Consider the following 19,707-nt stretch of genomic DNA (forward strand, 5'->3'; position numbering starts at 1 on the left):
TTTAACGCAGCTAAGCATAACGCAATCTGCTTTTACTTGCAGTTTCTGCTCAGGCGTTATAAAAACAGTGCCATTTATTCAGCGATAACAGGATTAAGCTATGCGGATTAAGATGCCAGCGCAGTTACTGGCAATATGTTTATGTTTCGGCGGAGGGGCTATGGCGCAGGCAAAACAACTTGAATTAGAACGTTTGTTCGCTGATCCGGCGCTGAGCGGGGCAACACCAAGGGCGTTAGCAATGGCGCCGGATGGTAGCCGTGTCACCTACCTCAAAGGCAAGGCTGAGGATGCCAACCGGCTGGATTTATGGGAATTCAATATAAAAGCCGCTAAGCATCGTTTATTGGTGGATGCCGACAGTTTAGTCAGTGGTGCTGAAGTACTATCAGATGAAGAAAAAGCCCGCCGTGAGCGTATGCGGTTATTTGCCTCAGGTATTATCAGCTACAGCTGGGCCAAAAACAGTGATGCGTTGTTGTTTCCGTTAAATGGCGATTTATATTACTACCAGCTAAAAACACAGTCAGCGAAAAAGCTCACTGATACTGCAGCGTTTGAAACTGATGCAACCATCTCGCCCAACGGTCGCTATGTTGCCTTCATTCGTGAGCAGAACCTGTTTGTGCTGGAAATCGCCACCGGTAAAGAAACCCAGCTTACGTTTGATGGCGGTGGCGTTATCAAAAACGGTATGGCCGAATTTGTCGCCCAGGAAGAAATGGGCCGCATGACCGGTTACTGGTGGGCGCCGGATGACAGTAAGATTGCCTTTACCCGTACCGACGAAAGCGGCGTGGCTGAAGTCGTGCGTAATGAAATTTATGCCGAAGAAATTAAGTTGTTTAATCAGCGCTACCCATACACTGGCACTGCTAACGCAAAAATACAGCTGGGAGTGGTTAGCGTTGCCGACGGCAAAATTAACTGGCTGCCACACGGCGACAATGATGATATTTATCTGCCGCGGGTAGAGTGGACGAAAAATGCACGTTATTTAAGCTATCAGTGGCAAAGCCGCGATCAGCATAAGCTGGAGTTGCGCTTGGTCGACCTGAGCAATAACCAGCAAAAAGTACTGCTTACTGAAACAAGCAACACCTGGCTGAATTTGCATGATGACTTACATTTTCTGAAAGATGATAAGGGTTTCATCTGGGCATCAGAGCGTGATGGTTATAAGCATCTGTATTACTACGATTTCGACGGTAAATTACAGCGCCAGTTAACTCAGGGAGCCTGGGTGGTAGATGAACTGGACGCAGTCAATGAAAAGCAAGGCATGGTGTATTTTACTGCGCGTAAAGATACACCGCTCGAGCGTCATCTTTATCAGGTCAGTCTCAAGGGCGGTGATATCAAACGCCTGACAGCACCAAACTACGACCATGCCCTGGTTATGGCCAAAGATGGCAGCAGTTTTATCGATAGTTTCTCGAATGTCACTACGCCGAATAAAGTGGCGCTGCGCGCACTGGATGGCACCGTATTAACCTGGCTTGAGCAAAACGAGCTGGACAAAACACACCCGCTGACAGCTTATCATTCACAGCTGAAAGCGCCGCGCTTTGGTACGATAAACGCTGAAGATGGCCAGGTCATGCATTACCGGATGTTTGAGCCCGCCGCGCTTGAACCCGGCAAGAAATACCCGGTGATTGTCAGTGTATATGGTGGACCACATGCACAACGGGTAACCAACAGTTGGAGCGCACGCGATCTGTATCTGCATTATCTGGTGCAGCAGGGGTATCTGGTGTTCCAATTGGATAACCGTGGTTCATATAACCGCGGCAAGGCATTTGAAGATCCTATCTACAAAAAATTAGGCGTTGCTGAGATTGCCGACCAGATTACAGGTGTCGAGTATCTGCGCAGTCTGCCATATGTTGATGCCGGTAAAATTGCCATTTATGGCCACAGCTATGGTGGTTATATGGCGATCATGGCAATGTTTAAAGCGTCTGATTATTTTGCTGCCGGCGTATCGGGAGCCCCGGTGACCGATTGGGCATTGTACGACACGCATTATACAGAACGTTATCTTGGTCATCCGGATGATAACGCCGCAGGATATGAAGCCAGTGCAGTGTTCCCCTATGCTGATGGTTTAAAAGGTAAACTGCTTATTTATCATGGGATGGCGGATGACAATGTGCTTTTCACCCATAGTACTAAGCTTTACAAGCAGTTGCAGGATAAAGGCCTGCTGTTTGATATGATAAATTACCCGGGGAGCAAACATTCTATGTTTGGTCAGCCGGTGCAAACACATTTGCATAAAAGTATTACCCGTTTCTTTGATGAACATCTGAAGTAACAAAAAAGCCGGTACAGTGTACCGGCTTTTTTATCTTTCCCATCTCAGCTGTTACCCTGGATATGATAGCTGACTTGCGCCCGGGGATTCAGGTATTCAGCAACCTGTTGTGGCAGCGCCTGAATTTTTATCACTTTACTGATGCTGAGTTTGTCTGGCTCCAAAGTCAGAATGGGGGCCTCCAGTCTTGGTACGTCGGCGTCATATACCAGCACATTCGGGCACAACAAATTTTCACTGTTCACAGACATGACGATACCAATACGTTGATCAGATAGCTGTACTATAGTGCCGGGTGGATACACTCCCATCATCTTGATCATTACTTTCATTTCACGATCAGCCAGCTTGCCTTTCATTGTCCTGTACATATACGACAGTGCGTGGTGTGGCGAACGTGATTTACTGATATCAAGTGGATGGCACAGATTGTCAAACTCGTTGACAACGGCAACAATTTTCGCCAATGCGTCGATGCTGTTCTCTTTCAGCCCCTTAGGGTAGCCGCTGCCATCAATGTATTCGTGGTGTTGTTCTACAATTGGCCAGGCCTCAAGTGGAAAGTTATCTGTCAGCCCAACCAGATCGACACCGTACTTAGTGTGCAGTTTCAGAAGGTTTTGTTCTGGTGTTGTCAGCGGCGTGGTTTTTCGCAAAATTTGGCTTGGGATCTTAATTTTGCCAATATCATGAAACAGTGCGCCTATACCGACAGTTTTAATTTGCTCTGCACTTAAATTTAGGTTCTTAGCCAGCATCATCGATAAAGTTGCGACATTAAGTGAGTGATAATAAAGGCCTTCTTGCTCTTTGTTTGCAGCAGAAATCAGGTGCAGTACCAGCGAGTCGGCATTTAGCAGTACATCAGTCATCGCGCCTATCAGGCTGCTGGCATCGTCAATAGCATTCAATGGCCTGCTGCTAAGCTTACTCATTATGCTTCTGACTTGCAGTAGAGACTGTGCAAATGCTTTTTCGGTGCGCTGAATATCCCGCCGGTGCGCTTTTGCCTGTTCAATACGCTGCATTTTATCTTGCTGCATTTTAATTTGCGCTTCACTGGCTGCCATATTGAAGCTTGCCGCATCTTCATCGTTAAGTTCAGGCGGCATGTCTATTTTCTTGCTTTTATCCGGGTAAAACAGCACGTACTCTATATCAAGCGAGCGGATAATTTGCAGTTGTTGCATATTTTCAATAATCATATTGCCGGACAGGAACGGATGTTTCATCCAGGCACCAGGCAGTTTTACCGCATAGCCCAGTTTTAAATCAGCAGGTTTAACTTTTAGTACAGACAACCACAGTACTCCGCATTCGTTCAATCTAGTTAGTTTAAGCTTGTTAACTGACAATACCAGTGACACAGAACAAAAAAAGGCCAGAAAATTCTGGCCTTGTTCCATTCATCTGATATCAGAAGCGTATAGTGTACCGCACTGTCCACAAGCGGCCAATCCAGTCGTGTACTGAACTGGCGTAACCGTTGGTAGGTGATGATGCATATGGCGGCTCTTTGTCTGTCAGATTACGCACCGACAACAATAACGATTGGTTATCATTTATGTCATAGCCCAGGCTGCCGCTGAATATCAGCCAGGAGTCGACGGTTTCATTATCAAATTTAAAGTCGCCATCTCCGAGTGAGCTTATGTAATGTGCTGACAAGCTGGCAGACCAGTTGGCCATGGCCCAATCAGCACCAAAGTCAGCAACTAACTCAGGACGGGCTATTTCAGCTGCGCCGCTTAACTTACCGAGTAAATCCTGTCTCGGGCTGTCGGCAGTGATCTGACGCTCGTAAGAGAATGTCTTGGTCGCGTTAGCGAATAGATCAAAGCTACCGGCGCGGCCGGCATCCAGCCGGTAATTGACTTTAACGTCGACACCGTCAGTTTCCTGGCTGCCTACGTTGAAAAAGCCGGTGCGTAAAAACACCAGATCATTGCCGCTGTCAATGACGCAGCCAAAAGCGCCAGCCAGTTCGGCTTCACTACTAACAACCGGGGCACTGCCGCTGACACAGGCCCGAAGAGTTGTGTTCGCGTCAACATCAACGATATCAGTGTGCTCGTAGCGCCAGTAATCTACAGTCAATTGCAGATTATTGGTCAGGTTCCAGGATGCGCCCACGTTAACAGCTTCGGAGTTTTCTGCGTCCAGGCCAGTATTGCCAAGTGTTTCCTGATCGAACTCAAGCTCGCCAAATTGTGCACCGAAGTCACCACAAAGGCCGTTAAATGGCTGGTCAGTACCGCAATCTATGTAGTTTGCGGTCAACGATGTGCCCGCGCCAAGCTGAGACAGGGAAGGGGCTCTGAAGCCGGTGCTCCAGGAAGCGCGAAGGATCAGATCATCTGTCGCGCGATAACGCAGGGACAGTTTTGGATTAACGTCGCCACCAAAGTCACTGTAATGATCGTAACGCATAGCAGCTATCGCATCCAGGCTGTCAGTGATCGGCACATTGAATTCACCATATACCGCATACTGATTACGGTCTGCTTTAGCGTCTGATGCGCCAAGGCCGTAAATGCCGTCGCTTTGCGCCACGGCTGCAGGGTTATCGGAGATTTCTTCGCTACGGAACTCGCCGCCGAATACCGCACTGACAGCGCCGGCCGGCAATTCAATAGCCAGATTGCCAGCAATGTTGAAATCCAGCGACATCACTTCTGATTCGCCTTTACGTGGTGCCAGTTCACGAACCGATGCCAGTACAGCATCGCTATTATCACGGCCTAAATTAAACGGATTGTAACTGCCATCTGCTATCGCAGCATCTAATTTATCTTTGCCGATGTAGCCAGAAACATGGGTAATTTCATTGTCAGTTTTACCGTAAACCGCTGCAGTTTCCCACGACCAGTCAGCAAGTTCACCTCTTAACCCCGCCAAAACACGGTAAGACGTGGTGTCGTAATCCTGAATGCGGCGCTCGGGAAAACGTGAACGTACACGAATACTGTCAATGCTGCCATCCTGCGCATTTGCCTGTGCGAAACGTTCAGGCACAAAGGCTGAGTCGCCCGCGATATCAATATCAAATGATGCCGCTGAATCGTAGGCAGAACCGGTGTTATGCTGATACATCGCTTCAGCGAAGAATTCTTTGCCATCATTGAGGCGGTACACGTGGTTCAGCGTAGTGCCAAAAGCCGAGGTATCGGGTTGAATAGCGCGTTGTATAACATAATCAAAGTTACAGCGTCCGCCGTTGTTGCGGGTATCATCGCCACACCAGTCTTCGGCATAGTCAACGCCGTCAACAGTCACCCGGGTGTTTGATTTGAACGTAACATCAATTGGTCTGTCACTGTTGAACAACGCTTTACGGTCGAAATAGTCCACTACCAGAGTGGTGTTGCTGTTGGTGGTGTTAAAACCGCCGACATAAGTCAGGTTATAGCGGCCAAAGTCGCTGTCTTTCGTATCATCACCATAAGATGCCGATATTTCGTGACCTTCGACATCTTTACGTAAGATAAAATTCACCACACCTGCTATGGCATCAGAGCCATAAACCGATGACGCACCGTCGGTAAGAATTTCTACCCGCTCCAGTGCGGACATGGGGATAGCATTGACGTTAACAAAAGAATCGAAACCATTAGTAAATGAATCTACAGCTACCCGGCGGCCATTTACCAGCACCAGTGTTGAGCTGCTGCCCAAACCGCGTAAGCTGACACCTGCAGAGCCTGCCGGGCTGCCATCGTTGCCACCAACACCACCATTTTCTGTAAAGGTGCCGGCACTGGAGGCTTGCGGTAAATCACGCAGGAAGTCACTTAGCGTATTGTAACCGCGGGAGGTTAAATCATCCCGGTCAAAGATCTGCACCGGGTTGGCGCCTTCAAGGTCCACGCCTTTTAAGCGTGACCCCGTGACCTGAATTTTTTCGATGTCTTTTTCTTTAGCATCGTCTTCAACAGACTGGGCCTGGGCGCCAGACATGGCAAGTAACATGGCAATACTCAGGGTGGATAGCTTCATTTTTGCTTTAATAAACATACACATTCCTCTGGATAGTAAACGCCGCCTTATAAGGCGGTCTGATTAAAAAGCAGTAAAATGCGTCGAAGCAAAGTCAAAGCAGCATAGGCATAGCAGATGCCACAAGCGTTATCGCAAGCTGGCAACGGTCAAGATTAGGCTGAAAACAACAGATCTCTGCCTGACGCAGAGGGAGAACTAATTATTAAACCACTCGGACAAGTAGTAAGGAGAGACGTAATAGCCGTAATGATTGACAGCGCATTTTTGCATCGTTACGTCTCCTGTGATGATAAAGCGGATGAAGTAGCAGTTAAATTCCAGCATCTGAGAGTTTCTGTCAAGCTTTTTTCTGTTGCAGTAGCAAATGTACCTTATTTGGTTCAGAGCGTGCGGCAGGTAAGACCAGCTGTTGATTTGTCTCTTGACACTTTTTAAATTCAAACGTACATTTCAAACACCTGTTTAAATTGTGGTAAGGTTATGCCAAATAAACACAGCACTCAGTATAAAATTCTTGATGCGGCGCAGAGTTTATTTGCCGAGACCGGCTTTAATGATACCTCTTTGCGGCAGATCACCAGCCTGGCGGAAGTGAACCTGGCATCGGTTAACTATCACTTTGGTTCAAAAAAAGAGCTTATTCAGGCTGTCTTGCAGCGATATTTGATAGTGCTGATGCCAAGGCTGGACCAGGAGTTCACCCGTTTACTGGCGGCACAGCAGCCTAACAACCTGAATCAGGTGTTGACGGTATTTGTCAAACCGCTGCTTGAACTGAATAAAGTAAACCAAAATGGCACCCGTATTTTTTTGCAGCTTTTAGGTCGTGGCTATGCCGATGTGCAAGGCCATTTACGCTGGTTCTTTAATCACCATTATGGGCGGGTGCTGGATAAGCTGGTATTGCTGGTCCAGCAGGCATGCCCGGATTTACCACCTGGTGAACTGTTTTGGCGTTTGCATTTTTCACTTGGCACCGTCGTATTTACGATGGCGTCAAACGAGGCTCTGGCCGAAATTGCGCAGGCCGACTTTAATGAAAAAGTCGATATTGAAGGGGTGATTTTACGCCTGATACCGTACTTGTCTGCAGCTATAGCTGCGCCTGTACCAACCGTTTCTCAAATAAGTCAAACCGCGCCCATGCTGGCGAGTGAAGGAAGGTAATATGTTAGTCCTGTTAATATTGGTTGTTACCCTGGCGGTGGTGTTCGGCGTGACGGATATCCGCCGTAACCTGATCACCAAACCTATTTTTGCGGTATTCAAGAAAATCCTGCCGCCGCTGTCTGATACAGAGCGTGAGGCAATGGAAGCCGGTGATGTTTGGTGGGACGGTGAGCTGTTTAAAGGTAAACCAGACTGGCAAAAGCTGCACAGTTTTCCAAAAGCAGAGCTGAATGAAGATGAACAGGCATTTTTAGACAATCAGGTTGAAACCCTGCTGCAAATGCTGGACGACTATAAAATAGTGCAGGAACAGCGTGATTTACCGCAGAAAGTCTGGTCGTTTTTAAAGCGTGAAGGCTTCTTTGCGATGATTATTCCCAAATCGTATGGTGGCCGTGAGTTTTCAGCGATAGCTAACTCTACGATTGTGTCACGTATTGCAACCCGCAGTTTAACCGCGGCAGTGACGGTGATGGTGCCAAACTCTCTCGGTCCGGGTGAGCTGTTAATGCACTATGGTACACAAGAGCAAAAAGACCGCTGGCTACCAAACCTGGCCAACGGCACTGATGTGCCGTGTTTTGCGCTGACAGGCCCGGAGGCGGGCTCTGATGCGGGCGGCATCCCTGATACCGGCGTAGTGTGTAAAGGCGAGTTTGAAGGCAAAGAAGTGGTTGGTATCCGCCTGAACTGGGATAAACGTTATATCACGTTGGCGCCGGTTGCAACGGTGCTGGGCCTGGCGTTTAAATTGTACGATCCTGAGAATTTACTTGGTGATAAAGAAGAGTTAGGTATTACTTGTGCTCTGATCCCAACCAGCCATCAAGGTGTGCAGATCGGTGATCGTCACTTCCCGATGAATATGGCATTTATGAACGGTACAACCTACGGTCGGGATGTGTTTATTCCGCTGGAGTGGATCATCGGCGGCCCGGATTACGCAGGTCGCGGCTGGCGCATGCTGGTAGAATGTTTATCAGCGGGTCGTGGTATCAGTTTACCTGCATTGGCCACGGCTACCGGCCACCTGGCTGCACGCATGACAGGTGCCTATGGTTATGTGCGTCAGCAGTTTGGCATGTCTATCGGCAAGTTTGAAGGTGTGCAGGAATCTCTGGCCCGCATCGGTGGCCTGACATATAGCCTTGAAGCGATGCGGGTGATGACTGCGGGCGCTATTGATATGAATTTAAGCCCGAGTGTGGTTACTGCCATTGCCAAATACCATATGACAGAAATGTCCCGGACGTTGATGAATGATGCGTTTGATATTCACGCTGGCCGCGCTATTCAGGTAGGTCCGAAAAACTATCTGGCGCATGGTTATATGGGCATTCCGATCTCAATCACGGTCGAGGGCGCAAATATTCTGACCCGCAATCTGATGATTTTCGGTCAGGGTGCGACGCGTTGCCACCCTTATGTGTTAGCAGAGCTGGAAGCTGCAGCTAACCCGGATGCAGAAGAAGGCTTAAAGCAATTTGATAAGCTGTTGATGAAGCACGTCGGCTTTGCGGTGGGTAATACCTTTGGCGCTTTATGGCAAGGCTTGACGGCTGGGGCCTTTAACAGCGCGCCGGTATCAGGTGAAACAGCGAAATACTATAAGCAGTTAAGCCGTATGAGCCGCGGTTTAGCACTGAGTGCCGATTTTTCAATGCTGATTTTAGGCGGCGAGTTAAAGCGGCGTGAAATGTTATCAGCCCGGTTAGGCGATGTGTTAAGCCAGCTTTATATTGCATCAGCAGTACTTAAGTTCTACGAAGATAATGGTCGTCAGCAGTGTGACTTGCCATTTGTGCATTACAGTCTGCAGCGCGCTTTGTTTGAAATAGGGCGTGCCTTTGACGGTTTCTTTGCAAACTTCCCGAACCGCTTCGTCGCAGGTTTGCTACGTACTTTGGTATTCCCATTCGGTATTGGCTATAAGATGCCTGCAGATGACATTGCTGTTCAGATTTGCGATGCCATGTCGAAGCCGGGTGTCGTTCGCGACAGATTAACGCACCTTTGTTACATAGGTGAAGGTGAAAACGACGCTACCGGTTTGATGGAAGGTGCCTTTGTTTCAATGTATGAAGCCCAGCCATTGATGAAGAAAATTTATCAGGCGCAGCGCAGTGGTCAGTTACCGCGTAAGCAGCCGTTGGAGCACACCATAGTACAGGCACAGGATGCTGGTATTATCAGTGCTGAAGAGGCCCAGCAGTTAAACAGAATGAACGAGTTGCGTTTCAGTGCTATCAGTGTTGACAGTTTTGCTGCTGGTACGCTCGAAGCAATGGCGATAACGCCAGCCAGCTGACGGCAGCACTACAACTTGTTACACTTGGAAACCGGCAGAGCCTGTGCTCTGCCGGTTTTATTTTTTGGGGAGTGACAGATGACCACAGATATTAATATCCGGCTGGCGACGCCGGAGGATGTGCCTACCATACTGGCGTTTATTCAGGGGCTGGCCGAATATGAGAAACTGGCCGATCAGGTGGTAGCGACGGAAGATAATTTAAAACACACGTTATTCGGTGACAAACGCTATGCAGAAGTGGTTATCGCTGAATATAACCAGCAGGCCGCCGGGTTTGCGTTGTTTTTCCACAATTACTCTACCTTTTTAGCAAAACCCGGTATTTACCTGGAAGATTTGTTCGTCTTACCAGATTTTCGCGGCAAGGGCTTGGGTAAAGTGCTACTCAGTTATCTGGCAAAGCTGGCGGTCGAGCGGGATTGTGGCCGGCTGGAGTGGTCAGTGCTTGACTGGAACCAGCCTGCAATAGACTTCTACCAGGCACAGGGCGCTACGATGCTGCATGACTGGCGGATAAACCGGGTGACTGGTGAAAACCTCAAAGCGCTGGCACAGAGCGTCTGAATAATGCTAACTGCTGTGCATGAGTGCACTGCAGTTAGCAGGCACCAGCTGTTATTCTTTTGTATCGTCAGTGACGGGTAAGGTTAGCGTAAAACAGCTGCCTTCGCCCTCAACACTGCTGACCGTCAACTGGCCATTATGCTGCTGAGCAAACTGCAACGCGTCATAAGCACCAATGCCCATTCCTGAGTTGCCCTTAGTGGTGTCAAATGGCTTGAACAGGCGTTGCTGAATAAATTGCTCGCTCATGCCGCAGCCGGTATCCGTAATATTAATCTGTAATACAGTTGAAGCGACATCAGTTTTGACATCAACGGTGATCTCTACTTTGCCCGTTTCTTCGGTAGCATGCTGGGCATTATCGATAAGGTGATAAAGCACGCTGCTAAAACGTTCTTTGTCTAAAGACAACATGCAATTGTTTAATACATGCAGGGTAGGCAGCGGTTTTCTCACCGCACACTTGTGTTTAATGACCTGCTCCAGCTCTTGCGCCACGGAAAACTTGCTGCTGCTGTTTGAGTCAGTGCGTTTATCTGTTAGTTGTGACAGCATGTTACCAAGCCGTTGCTGCATCGCCTCCAGAGTGTCGAAGCTGTCTTTGATAAACTCGGGGTTCTGCATATGTTTTTTACTGTTGTTCAGCATCAGATCTAACTGGGCTTTCACATTCTTTAAATCGTGTACGACAAAGGCCGACATTCTGCTAAAAGCGGCAAACTGAGCATTTTCACTCAGCGCTTTACTGGCCAGCGTAAGCAATAAATAGCTGCTTATCTGTTCGGTAATAATCATCAGATAGTCTCTGAGCTCCCAGTTCAGCTTCAGCCGCTCTGCTGTTGGGGTATTGAGAATACACAGGCCCCACAGCTGCTGCTCATCAAAAACCGGGATAATCAGGTGGCCGTCTATTTTCAACGTATCACCTTTAAATTGCACAAAACTATCATTCTGATCAGATAAATCTGTGATCCAGCCCGGTCTGGCATGATGCTGACAATAATGTTGCAACAGATTAAGCTCATCAGCGGTCACTGATACCCGGCCCAGGCAGGCAACAGCGTGCAGCTGTGATGGAGTAAAAGCACGTATCAGCGCACCTCTTTGATAGCCTGTAGCGGTGAGCCAGGCGTTGAGATAGGCCTGATAGTCTACGTCCTGCTGCAGTTTCAGTGACTTCAGATACTGTGTCAGGCTTAGCCACTTGGTACGGTAATCAAATTTATTGGCGTAAAAGTTTTTCTCAATATACACCTTAAATCTGCGTCTGACTTTGCCTGATAAGGCGACAACAGCAAACAGCAAACAGCCTGCAGCAATCAGTATCGCCTGCAGCAGGCCTGTCCAGCTAAGATCAAATAACTTAATGGAAAAACCGGCGACCGCCAGCACACTCAGGTAAATGCCAGCCAGCAACACTATAGTGCTGTTAACAACAATTTCTCTGGAAACATACACACTGATGGCCCATGAGCGGATACGGCGAATAGCGACGACTAACAGCGGTAGTACCAGGGCTGCAATGAAACCACGGGCAGCCCAAAGTTGCGGATCTATCCGGCTGAATAGCGCTGCTTCAGCCAACAGAATAAAGTCGAATAGAATTTGTAACCCAAGCCCAAGCACTAAAGGCTTGAACTGCCAGACAACAGGCCCGGCACGGCGATAAAGCGCTTCAAGCAGCGCTAGCTGGCCAATGCACAATAGCAAGTTGATGCTGAATATAATGTTGTTACTTACCGGAACAAAGACATTTACCAGCGCCAAGCAAAATACAATTGGAATAACGAGCTTAACCGCACCTTGTGCCAGAAAAGACCACCAGCGTATCTCGCTGCTACTGAGACAGGAAAATAACAGCAAAAATAACAGTATGTGGCGAAGAGCCTCAACAATAACTGAGTCGGCACTGATAAAAGGCTGTGTACTGAACAGCAGATAGAACACTGCCCAGAACACCTGTACTGCAGCAAATGCCAGCAGCAGGTTTTTGGTTCTGTTGGCAGCTTTGTCTGTTAATAACAGCAGGAACAAAAAAGCGTAACAACATATTGCCAGCACGAAACCAGCTGAACTGATGGTAAAAACCAGGCTAACGCTGTCTTGCATCAAGGGGCTGTTCCGGCATTAAGCAAGTTAAGCAGATGAACAACCGGAATAGCGTAGGTGATACCGCTGGGGTCTGACAATACGGCCTCTTTGGTTGATTTAACGTGTACGCGATTAATAATACCGATAACAGTACCGTCAACCATAGAAAATAACGGGCTGCCGCTGTTGCCGGGGTAAGCTGTTGCGTCCAGCTGATATACCAGATAAGGCTGTTTTAATGCCCGGATAGCCTTTGTTTGCAGCTGCTGTGAGTTTTGTGCCGGAATAACAACAGGTGTGTGTGCGGCAATAATACCGGTATGCGTAGCGGGGTATAACCCCAACACTGAGGTGATAGGGTAGCCCGTCAGGCTGACAGTATTGCCCTCTGCCAGCATTTTTTCATTCGACAATTTAAGGGCCGGCATTGTCTGCTCTATGCTAAGCACCGCAATGTCGTGCGCCAAATCTTCTGCCACATGCAAAATTTTATGCACTTCAACTTTTTCGCCCTGACCCGACAATACAACATACTGCTCTAATGTCGAAGGATCTGTCGGCCGGGCGATAATATGATAATTCGTTGCTATCTGCTTACCGTTACCCGTGACAAAACCTGTGCCGAGCAGGGTAATGCGCGGGGAGGCTGTCGGGTTTAATAAACCGATAGCGACGATAGAGGGCTTTATACGTGATATATGTTCTGGCAGATTGACAGTGCCGGCTGCCAGGCTCCATTGACTCAGTAGCAGCGCTGTCAGGCAGAATAAAACTCGCATAAGGCTATCCCTGCGGTTGATGAGTAAATCTGTCCAGCTCTGCCGGACGTGCTATTGCAGCCGGATCGGACAACGGATTCCAAACCGGTTTGATCAGGGTTTTTAGTTTTGCCACGACACGCACAACTTTATTGCTGACAGAGATAGGCAGATGCAACCAACGACAGACCAAAAACACTTTACGGCGAAATACCCAGTGATACATAGCGTGCTCTGCATAAAAGTTGTAGTGCCAGCGCTGCTCAAATAATCTGGATGAGGTGTAGGTCAGTTTTGGATCCCAGCGATAGAAGAAAAAGCGCATATCGAACCAGCTCATGCGTGTGCCCAGATTATCGAAAATAATGACAGACTCTGGTTGGCTGAGTAATTTGTAGCCCAGCTTACGCAGTTGAATACCAATATCGATATGTTCGCGGATCACCATCGACGGTAATTCGATCTGTTGTAATGCTTTGGTCAGAAACAGCACGCCATGCAACTCAAACATCTCACTGTCAGCTACCTGCTGCGGAATATCCTGCGGCAGAGCGCGGCGATATGATTTGTGCTCGATCAGATACTCTTTACCTTCGACATCGACGACTTGTATTGCGTTGGTGTACAAATGGTTGCGTAGCGTTGCGCCTTCATCTACGCCTTCTTTTTCCAGTGTCAGCGGGTTTACTACTGCAGCACCGCTGCTTTGGGCTGTGTCGAGTAATGGTGGCAGCCAACCGGGAGTCACGTTAGAGTCGTTATCCAGCAGCATGGTATAAGGTGTCGTGATACTGTCGCGGATTTTACTGACGGCATCCATTGGGATCATCAGCCCCAGCTCGACTATCTCTGCGTTAGTTTTGTTTTGCAGCAAGGCTTTAAGTTGCTGTTTTATATGAGCCGGGTAATCCAGATCCAGCACTTTTAATAAAAACGGTTCTGGGGTACAACGGTACAGATTTTCAATGCATGCAATGATGCCTGAGTAGCGATCGCGTGGGCTGATAACTACCGTTACGCTAGCTTGCGTCATGATAAGATCCTTCTTTTAGCATAAGTTTTTGAAAAATTTTAAGATACTGCGTTGTCATCGCTTCAACGGAAAAAGTTTGTTGCACGCGATCGAAGCCTGCGTTGCCCATGCTCTGGCATGAATCAGCATCATTAAGCAATTTTTGCATACTTTCAGCCAATTGCTGCGCGCAAGCCGGGGCAACTAAAAAGCCGGTCAGGCTGTGCATAATAATCTCTTTTATGCCTCCCACATGGGTAGCAATAACAGGCCTTCGCCGCGCTCCTGCTTCAATAAACACCAGACCAAAAGCTTCTTCATGCGACGGTTGTACAAAGATATCACAGGCATCCAGCCACAAGGCCGGGTCGCTAATCTGGCCCAGAAACCTTACCTGATGTTGCAGTTGAAGTGATTGCGCTAAATCAACGAGTGTGTTTTTTTCTGCTTCAGTGCCTGTGCCGGCAATGAATAACTGCACACCCGCATCATCTAACAACGCCAGCGCCTGCAATGTATCCTGATGTCCTTTTATTGCGCCGAGATGACCGATACTGAGCAGTATTTTACTGTCGGCTTCCAGGCCGAGTTCAGCTCTGGCCTGCTGTTTAGTTCGCGCGGGCACCGACAACAGCGAAGTTCCGCCATACACTACACTGCAGTCGCTACCACGCAGGCCCATATTATTGGTCAAAAGCCGCATCCGATCTTTTGATACCGCAACAAAATGTGACAGCGCAAAGCGGATAAAACGGTTACTTACTGAGGGGTTATAGCATTCCAGTCTGGAGCGGTGAAAAGTGCCAACGGCAGGTATACGGCAGAGTTTAGCTGCAAGCCCGGCATAGAGTTGGCTGGACTCGCAATGCGCATGTACCAGCTGTATATTGTGTTTTTTTATCAGTTTAGCTAACTGCCAGATCAGGCCAAACTTTTTACCGGATATCTGCGGCAGAGCAATATTATGTTCAGCGTCTGTAGGTTTATCAAAAGGGCCGAAGCACACTGCTACAACCTGATGGCCGGACTGACACAGTGCGTTTACCGTGTCATGGAACCTTACCGTTCTGCCACCTTTTTCGAGACTTTGCACCACTTCCATAATGCGTAATGTTGCTGTTGCGGTCACCCGGATATCCTTCCCTGACATACCAATGAACATATTTATCTTTCAAACTATATCACGTACAGTCTACCATGTAGGGCGTAAAAATATATAATTCACCAGATCTTTGACATCATAAGGAATTGATATGTCAACTACCGGTAGGCAGTCGGTAATTCATGTTGTAAGTAGTTTAAAAGTCGGGGGGGCAGAACGTTTTGTTATCGACTTATGCCAGGAGCAGGTCGGGCAGGGGTTAAACGTTGCTATTTTATCTTTCGGCCTTGCAGAAGACACCCTGGTGTCGGTGTGCCACGAACATCAAATTCCGCTGACGATTACAAACGGTAAAGGCTGGCGCGCGCAGAAACAAAGGTTACAGCTGTTAACACGCTTTGATGTCATTCATGTTCATTCTCCGGCCGCACTTAAGAGCCTGGTATTTCATCTGTTTTTGCTAAAGCATAAAAAACTGATATATACCCGCCACGGCGCCGCACCTTTAAATAAACCACACTGGATACGTCTACACCGTTTTGCCCGCAGTTTTATTCACGCAGTTACTTTTGTGTCAGCAGAAGCTAAACACAGCTTTGCCCACCATGGCTGGCATAAAGTGCCACAGTATATTATCGATAATGGTGTCAGATTGCCGTCCCAAGCGTTAACAGATGATAAAAACACTGCGCACAATGGTGTGCTCAGGCTCGGATCTGTTGGCAGAATGGTGAAATTGAAAAGTCAGTTAAGCCTGTTACAAACAGTATCACAGATGGATAGCGACAGCCAGAATCAGCTCGAGTTGCATTTCTTTGGTGATGGTGAATTGCGATCACAGTTAGAAACATTTCATCAGCAACACAGTGGGATCCGTGCGGTTTTTCATGGCGTGGAAATTGACCGGCAAAATATTTATCCTCATATTGATATGCTGGTTGTCACATCGAGTACCGAGGGACTGTCGATGGTAATCCTGGAGGCTATGGCGTACGGCAAACCCGTTATAGCAACCAACGTTGGCGGAAATCCAATGCTTGTGAAATCAGGTGAAACCGGCTTTCTTTATGAGTTCAACGATATAGATGAACTAAAATCTGTTATCTCAGGTGTGCTGCAAAATGCTGAGATAAGAGTCAAACTAGGCAGACAGGCCCGCAGTTGGGTTGAGCAGCAGTATTCTTTGACTAAGACGGCCGCACTTTACCGGGAACTGTATAATGCCAAATAGTTCATGGCGTGCCTGGCGCAGCGCACGTATTGTTGCGCTGGTTTTTGCACTATTGTTATCACTGGTATCTTACTGGCCTAAATGGCAGTGGTTGCAGTGGCTTAGTTTGCTGGTGCTTTATTCTCCTTCCTGGTTGTTTTTAGGTCTGTTTGTGCCTTGGCTGCTTGGGTGGAAATCACTTACTCGCTGGCAATGCCTGATGCTGGTTCCTATGCTGTTTGTCGCAGCAAAAATACTTGATGTTAGCTGGCCTGTAAGCCGCAGCGCACAAGACACAAACTTTGTTTTGTTGTCTGCCAATCTAGGTAATATGGCAAATACAGAACAGCTTGCGCAGTTAATGACACAGCATAAGGTGTCAGTTGCTATATTTCAGGAAGCGAGGTTGGAAAAATTAACGGCGCTAGACGCCGACAATTGGCAAACCCACTGCGATGCAGGCCTATGTATTGTCAGTAAATTCCCTTTTGACGTTGAGCAAACTCTGTCCCGCAGTCTGTTTCAGGGCTATGGTAATTTTGCTGTGTTCTATCGACTTAATTTACCTGAGCGTCATTTATTGCTGGCGAATGTTCACTTTGAAACACCAAGACCTGCGCTGGAATCCCTAATTAAGTTAAGTCCTGATAATACCGCTATGCAGGTGAGGCAGCAGGACAGAGAACTACAGGCGACAATCATTGCCGACTGGGCGCACTCTCAAGAAGAAGCACTGGTGATTGGCGGTGATTTTAACATGCCGGTTTTATCACCAATATACCAGCACTACTTTTCTTCTCTGGGGAATGCATTATCTGAGCGACCAACGCAAATAGTGCGTTACACCAAGTACACACGCTGGCATGGTATTCGAATTGACCATCAGCTTTATCGCGGCGATTTAATGCCGCTTGAAGCTGGTGTGCTACAACTAAGCAGTGGCGACCACCGGCCTGTTCTTGTCAAATGGAGGATATAATATGCGTTTTTCTCATATTAGTGTCTTACTGTTAATATTTTTGCCAGTGGCGCAAGCCATTACTCAGCCCGGCTTGTGGGGGCCGGGTCATGAAACTGAAAACATTGATACCAGTTGGTACGTAAACCCGATGATACGCTACGCCAACTATGTGACAGATGCTGAGTTGCTGCAGAAAGACAAAATCACTGCGGATAAAGCCAGCCAGTATTTGTACGACAGGCCAAGAGCGTTAACACAATTGTTTTTGCTAACCGGGGATCCTAAGTGGAAACAAGAAGCTATAGCGGCAAGTCAGTTTTATCTGGCCAGAGTGGCAGACGATGGTTATTTTTCACTGGTCGATAAAAAAGACGTTAAATACCTGATGCCACGGGGCTTGCTGTATTACTATCAGCTGACCAGTGATGAGTCGGCCAGACGCGCTATTAACCGTATTTATCTGGCTTCTCTGGATTGGAACCCTGAATACCGTAACCGGGGGTTTTGGACAGAAAGGAATCAGGCCGCAGCGCTTGAATCCGCCTTAAGTTATTACGAATTGACGAATGATGCGAATGCACTGCAACGAATTGAGCAGATCCTGAATGCGACCTTAGACATGGTAGTCTCACCGGCCAACGGCTGGCCGCAGCGTGGCTGCCCACAGCATAGTTTTAAAGCGCATGAAGGCGGGACAGATGAATCAGCTGTTTGCTCTCCTTGGATGTTAGCGCTGCTGGCTGATCCTATCTGGCGTTTTTATCAATTGACTCAGTCTGAGAAGGCTGAGAAATTATTGCGGCTATTCGGCCGTTTTATCCTGGAGCATGGTACTTACCCTGGTAAAGATAAGTTTGAAGGTCAGCAGTTGCCTAAGTATCTGGTGGTATTTGATAACGCGCAGATGGAGGATATAAATCCATGGAACGATATGCAGCATAGCTGTGACGTAGCTGCTCTGCTTGGGAAGGCGCTGTACTTTGAACCACAGATTTCCCGGCAATCTGCCGAAACCTTTTTTGCTTTACTAGCCCCTTGTAAAAATAAAGCCAGCCGGCTGAAGGACAAGAAACCATATTGGCGTGTACGTCCGCCGCGGAAGTTTGGCTGGGAGTATTCCACTACCAGCGACTTACCCTGGCTTGAACAGATCGTTATTCAGCGTCAGAGTAAATAGCGAAAAAAGTCAGCAACCTTAGTTATAAAAAGTAAACGGTTATTCATGTAACGTTAAGCAAGGCGCATAGCCTGAACACAAAAGCACAAATATTGTGCTAACGTTAATTCACATAATTATCAGCCAAAAACGACTGATTTTTGGTAGACGTAGTATCGCAGGTGAAAAATGAAACATTTAAAGTTCATGCAGAAGATTCCTGTGGTGAAACACCTTGTCAACAAGGCTATTTCCCGGTTGGCGAGTAATGACGCCAGTGCCATCGCCAATCACTTTTCGCAGTTTCTGAAAGTTGAGCTGGCCAATACGGACGAGCTCAAATCTGAGGTTTTCAATGTCAGGCATCAGGTTTATTGTGAGGAATTGCATTTTGAGGACGAGCGAAATAACCGGCTGGAACAGGACGAATTTGACAGTCATTCATTTCATAGCCTGATACGTCATGTTACGACAGGCAGAGTCGCTGGTACCGTGCGGTTAATTACATCAGAACAGACCGGCGACATGCTGCCTATAGAAGTGCATTGTATGCACGCCATTACAGACCCTGATATTAAACCTTCTGCCTTTCCCAGAAGTGAAATTTGTGAAATCTCCCGACTGGCGGTGCCGGAGACATTTCGCCGGCGTAAATTCGACCAGTACAAAGGGGCAGCAACCGGTGTCATCAATGAAGTATTCTTTTCTGAAAAAGAACTGCGCTGCTTTCCTTATATCGCGATATGTTTATATTTGTCAGCCGCTTTAATGGCACTACATAACAATAAAAAACACGTTTTTGTAATGATGGAACCCCGTTTGGCCAGAAGTCTCACTTTTGTTGGTATTGTTTTTAAACAACTCGGTGAACCGGTGGAGTACCACGGCAAGCGGGCAGCATATTATATTAACCCCGAAATGTTCAGAAAAAACCTGTCGATTGGTTATGTGAAGTTGCTCGAGTCCGTTGAGAGAGAGCTTTATCCAAATGAAAAGCCCCGTCCTATCAAGCGTAAATTTCCGAAATTAGGCTGGGGTGTTCGTTACAGTTAA

The 19,707-nt window shown here is 47.7% G+C and carries 14 protein-coding genes; 8 read left to right on the forward strand and 6 right to left on the reverse strand.

Annotated features, from left to right (window positions below):
- The first annotated feature begins 100 nt into the window (after positions 1-100).
- A complete protein-coding gene (locus LHL18_RS17255; protein WP_226768010.1) occupies positions 101-2,320 on the forward strand; it encodes a S9 family peptidase in 2,220 nt (739 codons plus the stop codon).
- Positions 2,321-2,364: 44 nt separating this feature from the next.
- On the opposite strand, the gene LHL18_RS17260 is transcribed toward LHL18_RS17255, so the two are convergent.
- The gene (locus tag LHL18_RS17260) at positions 2,365-3,621 is read right to left on the reverse strand and encodes an HD-GYP domain-containing protein (RefSeq protein WP_134055650.1); all 1,257 of its coding nucleotides are present in this window, start codon (positions 3,619-3,621) and stop codon (positions 2,365-2,367) included.
- A gap of 115 nt (positions 3,622-3,736) precedes the next feature.
- Positions 3,737-6,334, reverse strand: a complete 2,598-nt coding sequence (locus LHL18_RS17265; RefSeq protein ID WP_226768011.1) for a TonB-dependent receptor plug domain-containing protein — start codon at positions 6,332-6,334, stop codon at positions 3,737-3,739.
- 465 nt (positions 6,335-6,799) lie between these two features.
- On the opposite strand from LHL18_RS17265, the gene LHL18_RS17270 reads away from it, so the two are divergent.
- The 3 genes from LHL18_RS17270 (at position 6,800) to LHL18_RS17280 (ending at position 10,364) form a co-directional block, all read left to right on the forward strand.
- Positions 6,800-7,486, forward strand: coding sequence for a TetR/AcrR family transcriptional regulator (locus tag LHL18_RS17270; RefSeq protein ID WP_134055646.1), 687 nt, complete (start codon positions 6,800-6,802; stop codon positions 7,484-7,486).
- Between the two features lies 1 nt (position 7,487).
- Entirely contained in the window at positions 7,488-9,797 is a 2,310-nt protein-coding gene (locus LHL18_RS17275) for an acyl-CoA dehydrogenase (RefSeq protein WP_226768012.1), read from the forward strand.
- 78 nt (positions 9,798-9,875) lie between these two features.
- Positions 9,876-10,364 carry a GNAT family N-acetyltransferase gene (locus LHL18_RS17280; protein ID WP_226768013.1) on the forward strand — a complete coding sequence of 163 codons (489 nt, stop codon included), beginning with the start codon at positions 9,876-9,878 and terminating at the stop codon, positions 10,362-10,364.
- Positions 10,365-10,415: 51 nt separating this feature from the next.
- Here LHL18_RS17280 and prsK read toward each other — a convergent pair whose 3' ends face one another.
- Genes prsK through LHL18_RS17300 form a run of 4 tightly spaced genes read right to left on the reverse strand, consistent with a single transcriptional unit; the run spans position 10,416 to position 15,354 of the window.
- Positions 10,416-12,473, reverse strand: coding sequence for an XrtA/PEP-CTERM system histidine kinase PrsK (prsK, locus tag LHL18_RS17285; protein WP_226768014.1), 2,058 nt, complete (start codon positions 12,471-12,473; stop codon positions 10,416-10,418).
- Positions 12,473-13,234, reverse strand: a complete 762-nt coding sequence (locus LHL18_RS17290; RefSeq protein WP_226768015.1) for a S1 family peptidase — start codon at positions 13,232-13,234, stop codon at positions 12,473-12,475. The genes prsK and LHL18_RS17290 overlap by 1 nt, the downstream gene beginning before the upstream one ends.
- 4 nt (positions 13,235-13,238) lie before the next feature.
- Positions 13,239-14,246: a glycosyltransferase family 2 protein gene (locus LHL18_RS17295; protein WP_226768016.1), complete on the reverse strand. Its 1,008-nt coding sequence runs from the start codon at positions 14,244-14,246 to the stop codon at positions 13,239-13,241.
- Positions 14,233-15,354 carry a glycosyltransferase family 4 protein gene (locus tag LHL18_RS17300; RefSeq protein ID WP_226768017.1) on the reverse strand — a complete coding sequence of 374 codons (1,122 nt, stop codon included), beginning with the start codon at positions 15,352-15,354 and terminating at the stop codon, positions 14,233-14,235. The genes LHL18_RS17295 and LHL18_RS17300 overlap by 14 nt, the downstream gene beginning before the upstream one ends.
- Before the next feature lie 124 nt (positions 15,355-15,478).
- On the opposite strand from LHL18_RS17300, the gene LHL18_RS17305 reads away from it, so the two are divergent.
- From LHL18_RS17305 to LHL18_RS17320, 4 genes are all read left to right on the forward strand, one after another.
- Positions 15,479-16,558 (forward strand): glycosyltransferase family 4 protein, encoded by a 1,080-nt coding sequence (locus LHL18_RS17305; RefSeq protein WP_226768018.1) that lies wholly within the window; start codon positions 15,479-15,481, stop codon positions 16,556-16,558.
- Positions 16,548-17,516, forward strand: a complete 969-nt coding sequence (locus LHL18_RS17310; protein WP_226768019.1) for an endonuclease/exonuclease/phosphatase family protein — start codon at positions 16,548-16,550, stop codon at positions 17,514-17,516. The genes LHL18_RS17305 and LHL18_RS17310 overlap by 11 nt, the downstream gene beginning before the upstream one ends.
- Before the next feature lies 1 nt (position 17,517).
- A complete protein-coding gene (locus LHL18_RS17315; RefSeq protein ID WP_226768020.1) occupies positions 17,518-18,675 on the forward strand; it encodes a glycoside hydrolase family protein in 1,158 nt (385 codons plus the stop codon).
- A gap of 168 nt (positions 18,676-18,843) precedes the next feature.
- Entirely contained in the window at positions 18,844-19,707 is an 864-nt protein-coding gene (locus tag LHL18_RS17320) for a PEP-CTERM/exosortase system-associated acyltransferase (RefSeq protein WP_226768021.1), read from the forward strand.

The sequence above is a fragment of the Rheinheimera aquimaris genome (assembly GCF_020531985.1).
Lineage (GTDB): Bacteria > Pseudomonadota > Gammaproteobacteria > Enterobacterales > Alteromonadaceae > Alishewanella > Alishewanella aquimaris.

Excerpts from the sequence above, each read along its gene's own strand:
- LHL18_RS17305 (WP_226768018.1), top strand. The coding sequence starts at position 15,479 with ATGTCAACTACCGGTAGGCAGTCGGTAATTCATGTTGTAAGTAGTTTA.
- LHL18_RS17310 (WP_226768019.1), top strand. The coding sequence starts at position 16,548 with ATGCCAAATAGTTCATGGCGTGCCTGGCGCAGCGCACGTATTGTTGCG.
- LHL18_RS17270 (WP_134055646.1), top strand. The coding sequence starts at position 6,800 with ATGCCAAATAAACACAGCACTCAGTATAAAATTCTTGATGCGGCGCAG.
- LHL18_RS17275 (WP_226768012.1), top strand. The coding sequence starts at position 7,488 with ATGTTAGTCCTGTTAATATTGGTTGTTACCCTGGCGGTGGTGTTCGGC.
- prsK (WP_226768014.1), bottom strand. The coding sequence starts at position 12,473 with ATGCAAGACAGCGTTAGCCTGGTTTTTACCATCAGTTCAGCTGGTTTC.
- LHL18_RS17255 (WP_226768010.1), top strand. The coding sequence starts at position 101 with ATGCGGATTAAGATGCCAGCGCAGTTACTGGCAATATGTTTATGTTTC.
- LHL18_RS17290 (WP_226768015.1), bottom strand. The coding sequence starts at position 13,234 with ATGCGAGTTTTATTCTGCCTGACAGCGCTGCTACTGAGTCAATGGAGC.
- LHL18_RS17315 (WP_226768020.1), top strand. The coding sequence starts at position 17,518 with ATGCGTTTTTCTCATATTAGTGTCTTACTGTTAATATTTTTGCCAGTG.
- LHL18_RS17280 (WP_226768013.1), top strand. The coding sequence starts at position 9,876 with ATGACCACAGATATTAATATCCGGCTGGCGACGCCGGAGGATGTGCCT.
- LHL18_RS17265 (WP_226768011.1), bottom strand. The coding sequence starts at position 6,334 with ATGTTTATTAAAGCAAAAATGAAGCTATCCACCCTGAGTATTGCCATG.
- LHL18_RS17320 (WP_226768021.1), top strand. The coding sequence starts at position 18,844 with ATGAAACATTTAAAGTTCATGCAGAAGATTCCTGTGGTGAAACACCTT.
- LHL18_RS17295 (WP_226768016.1), bottom strand. The coding sequence starts at position 14,246 with ATGACGCAAGCTAGCGTAACGGTAGTTATCAGCCCACGCGATCGCTAC.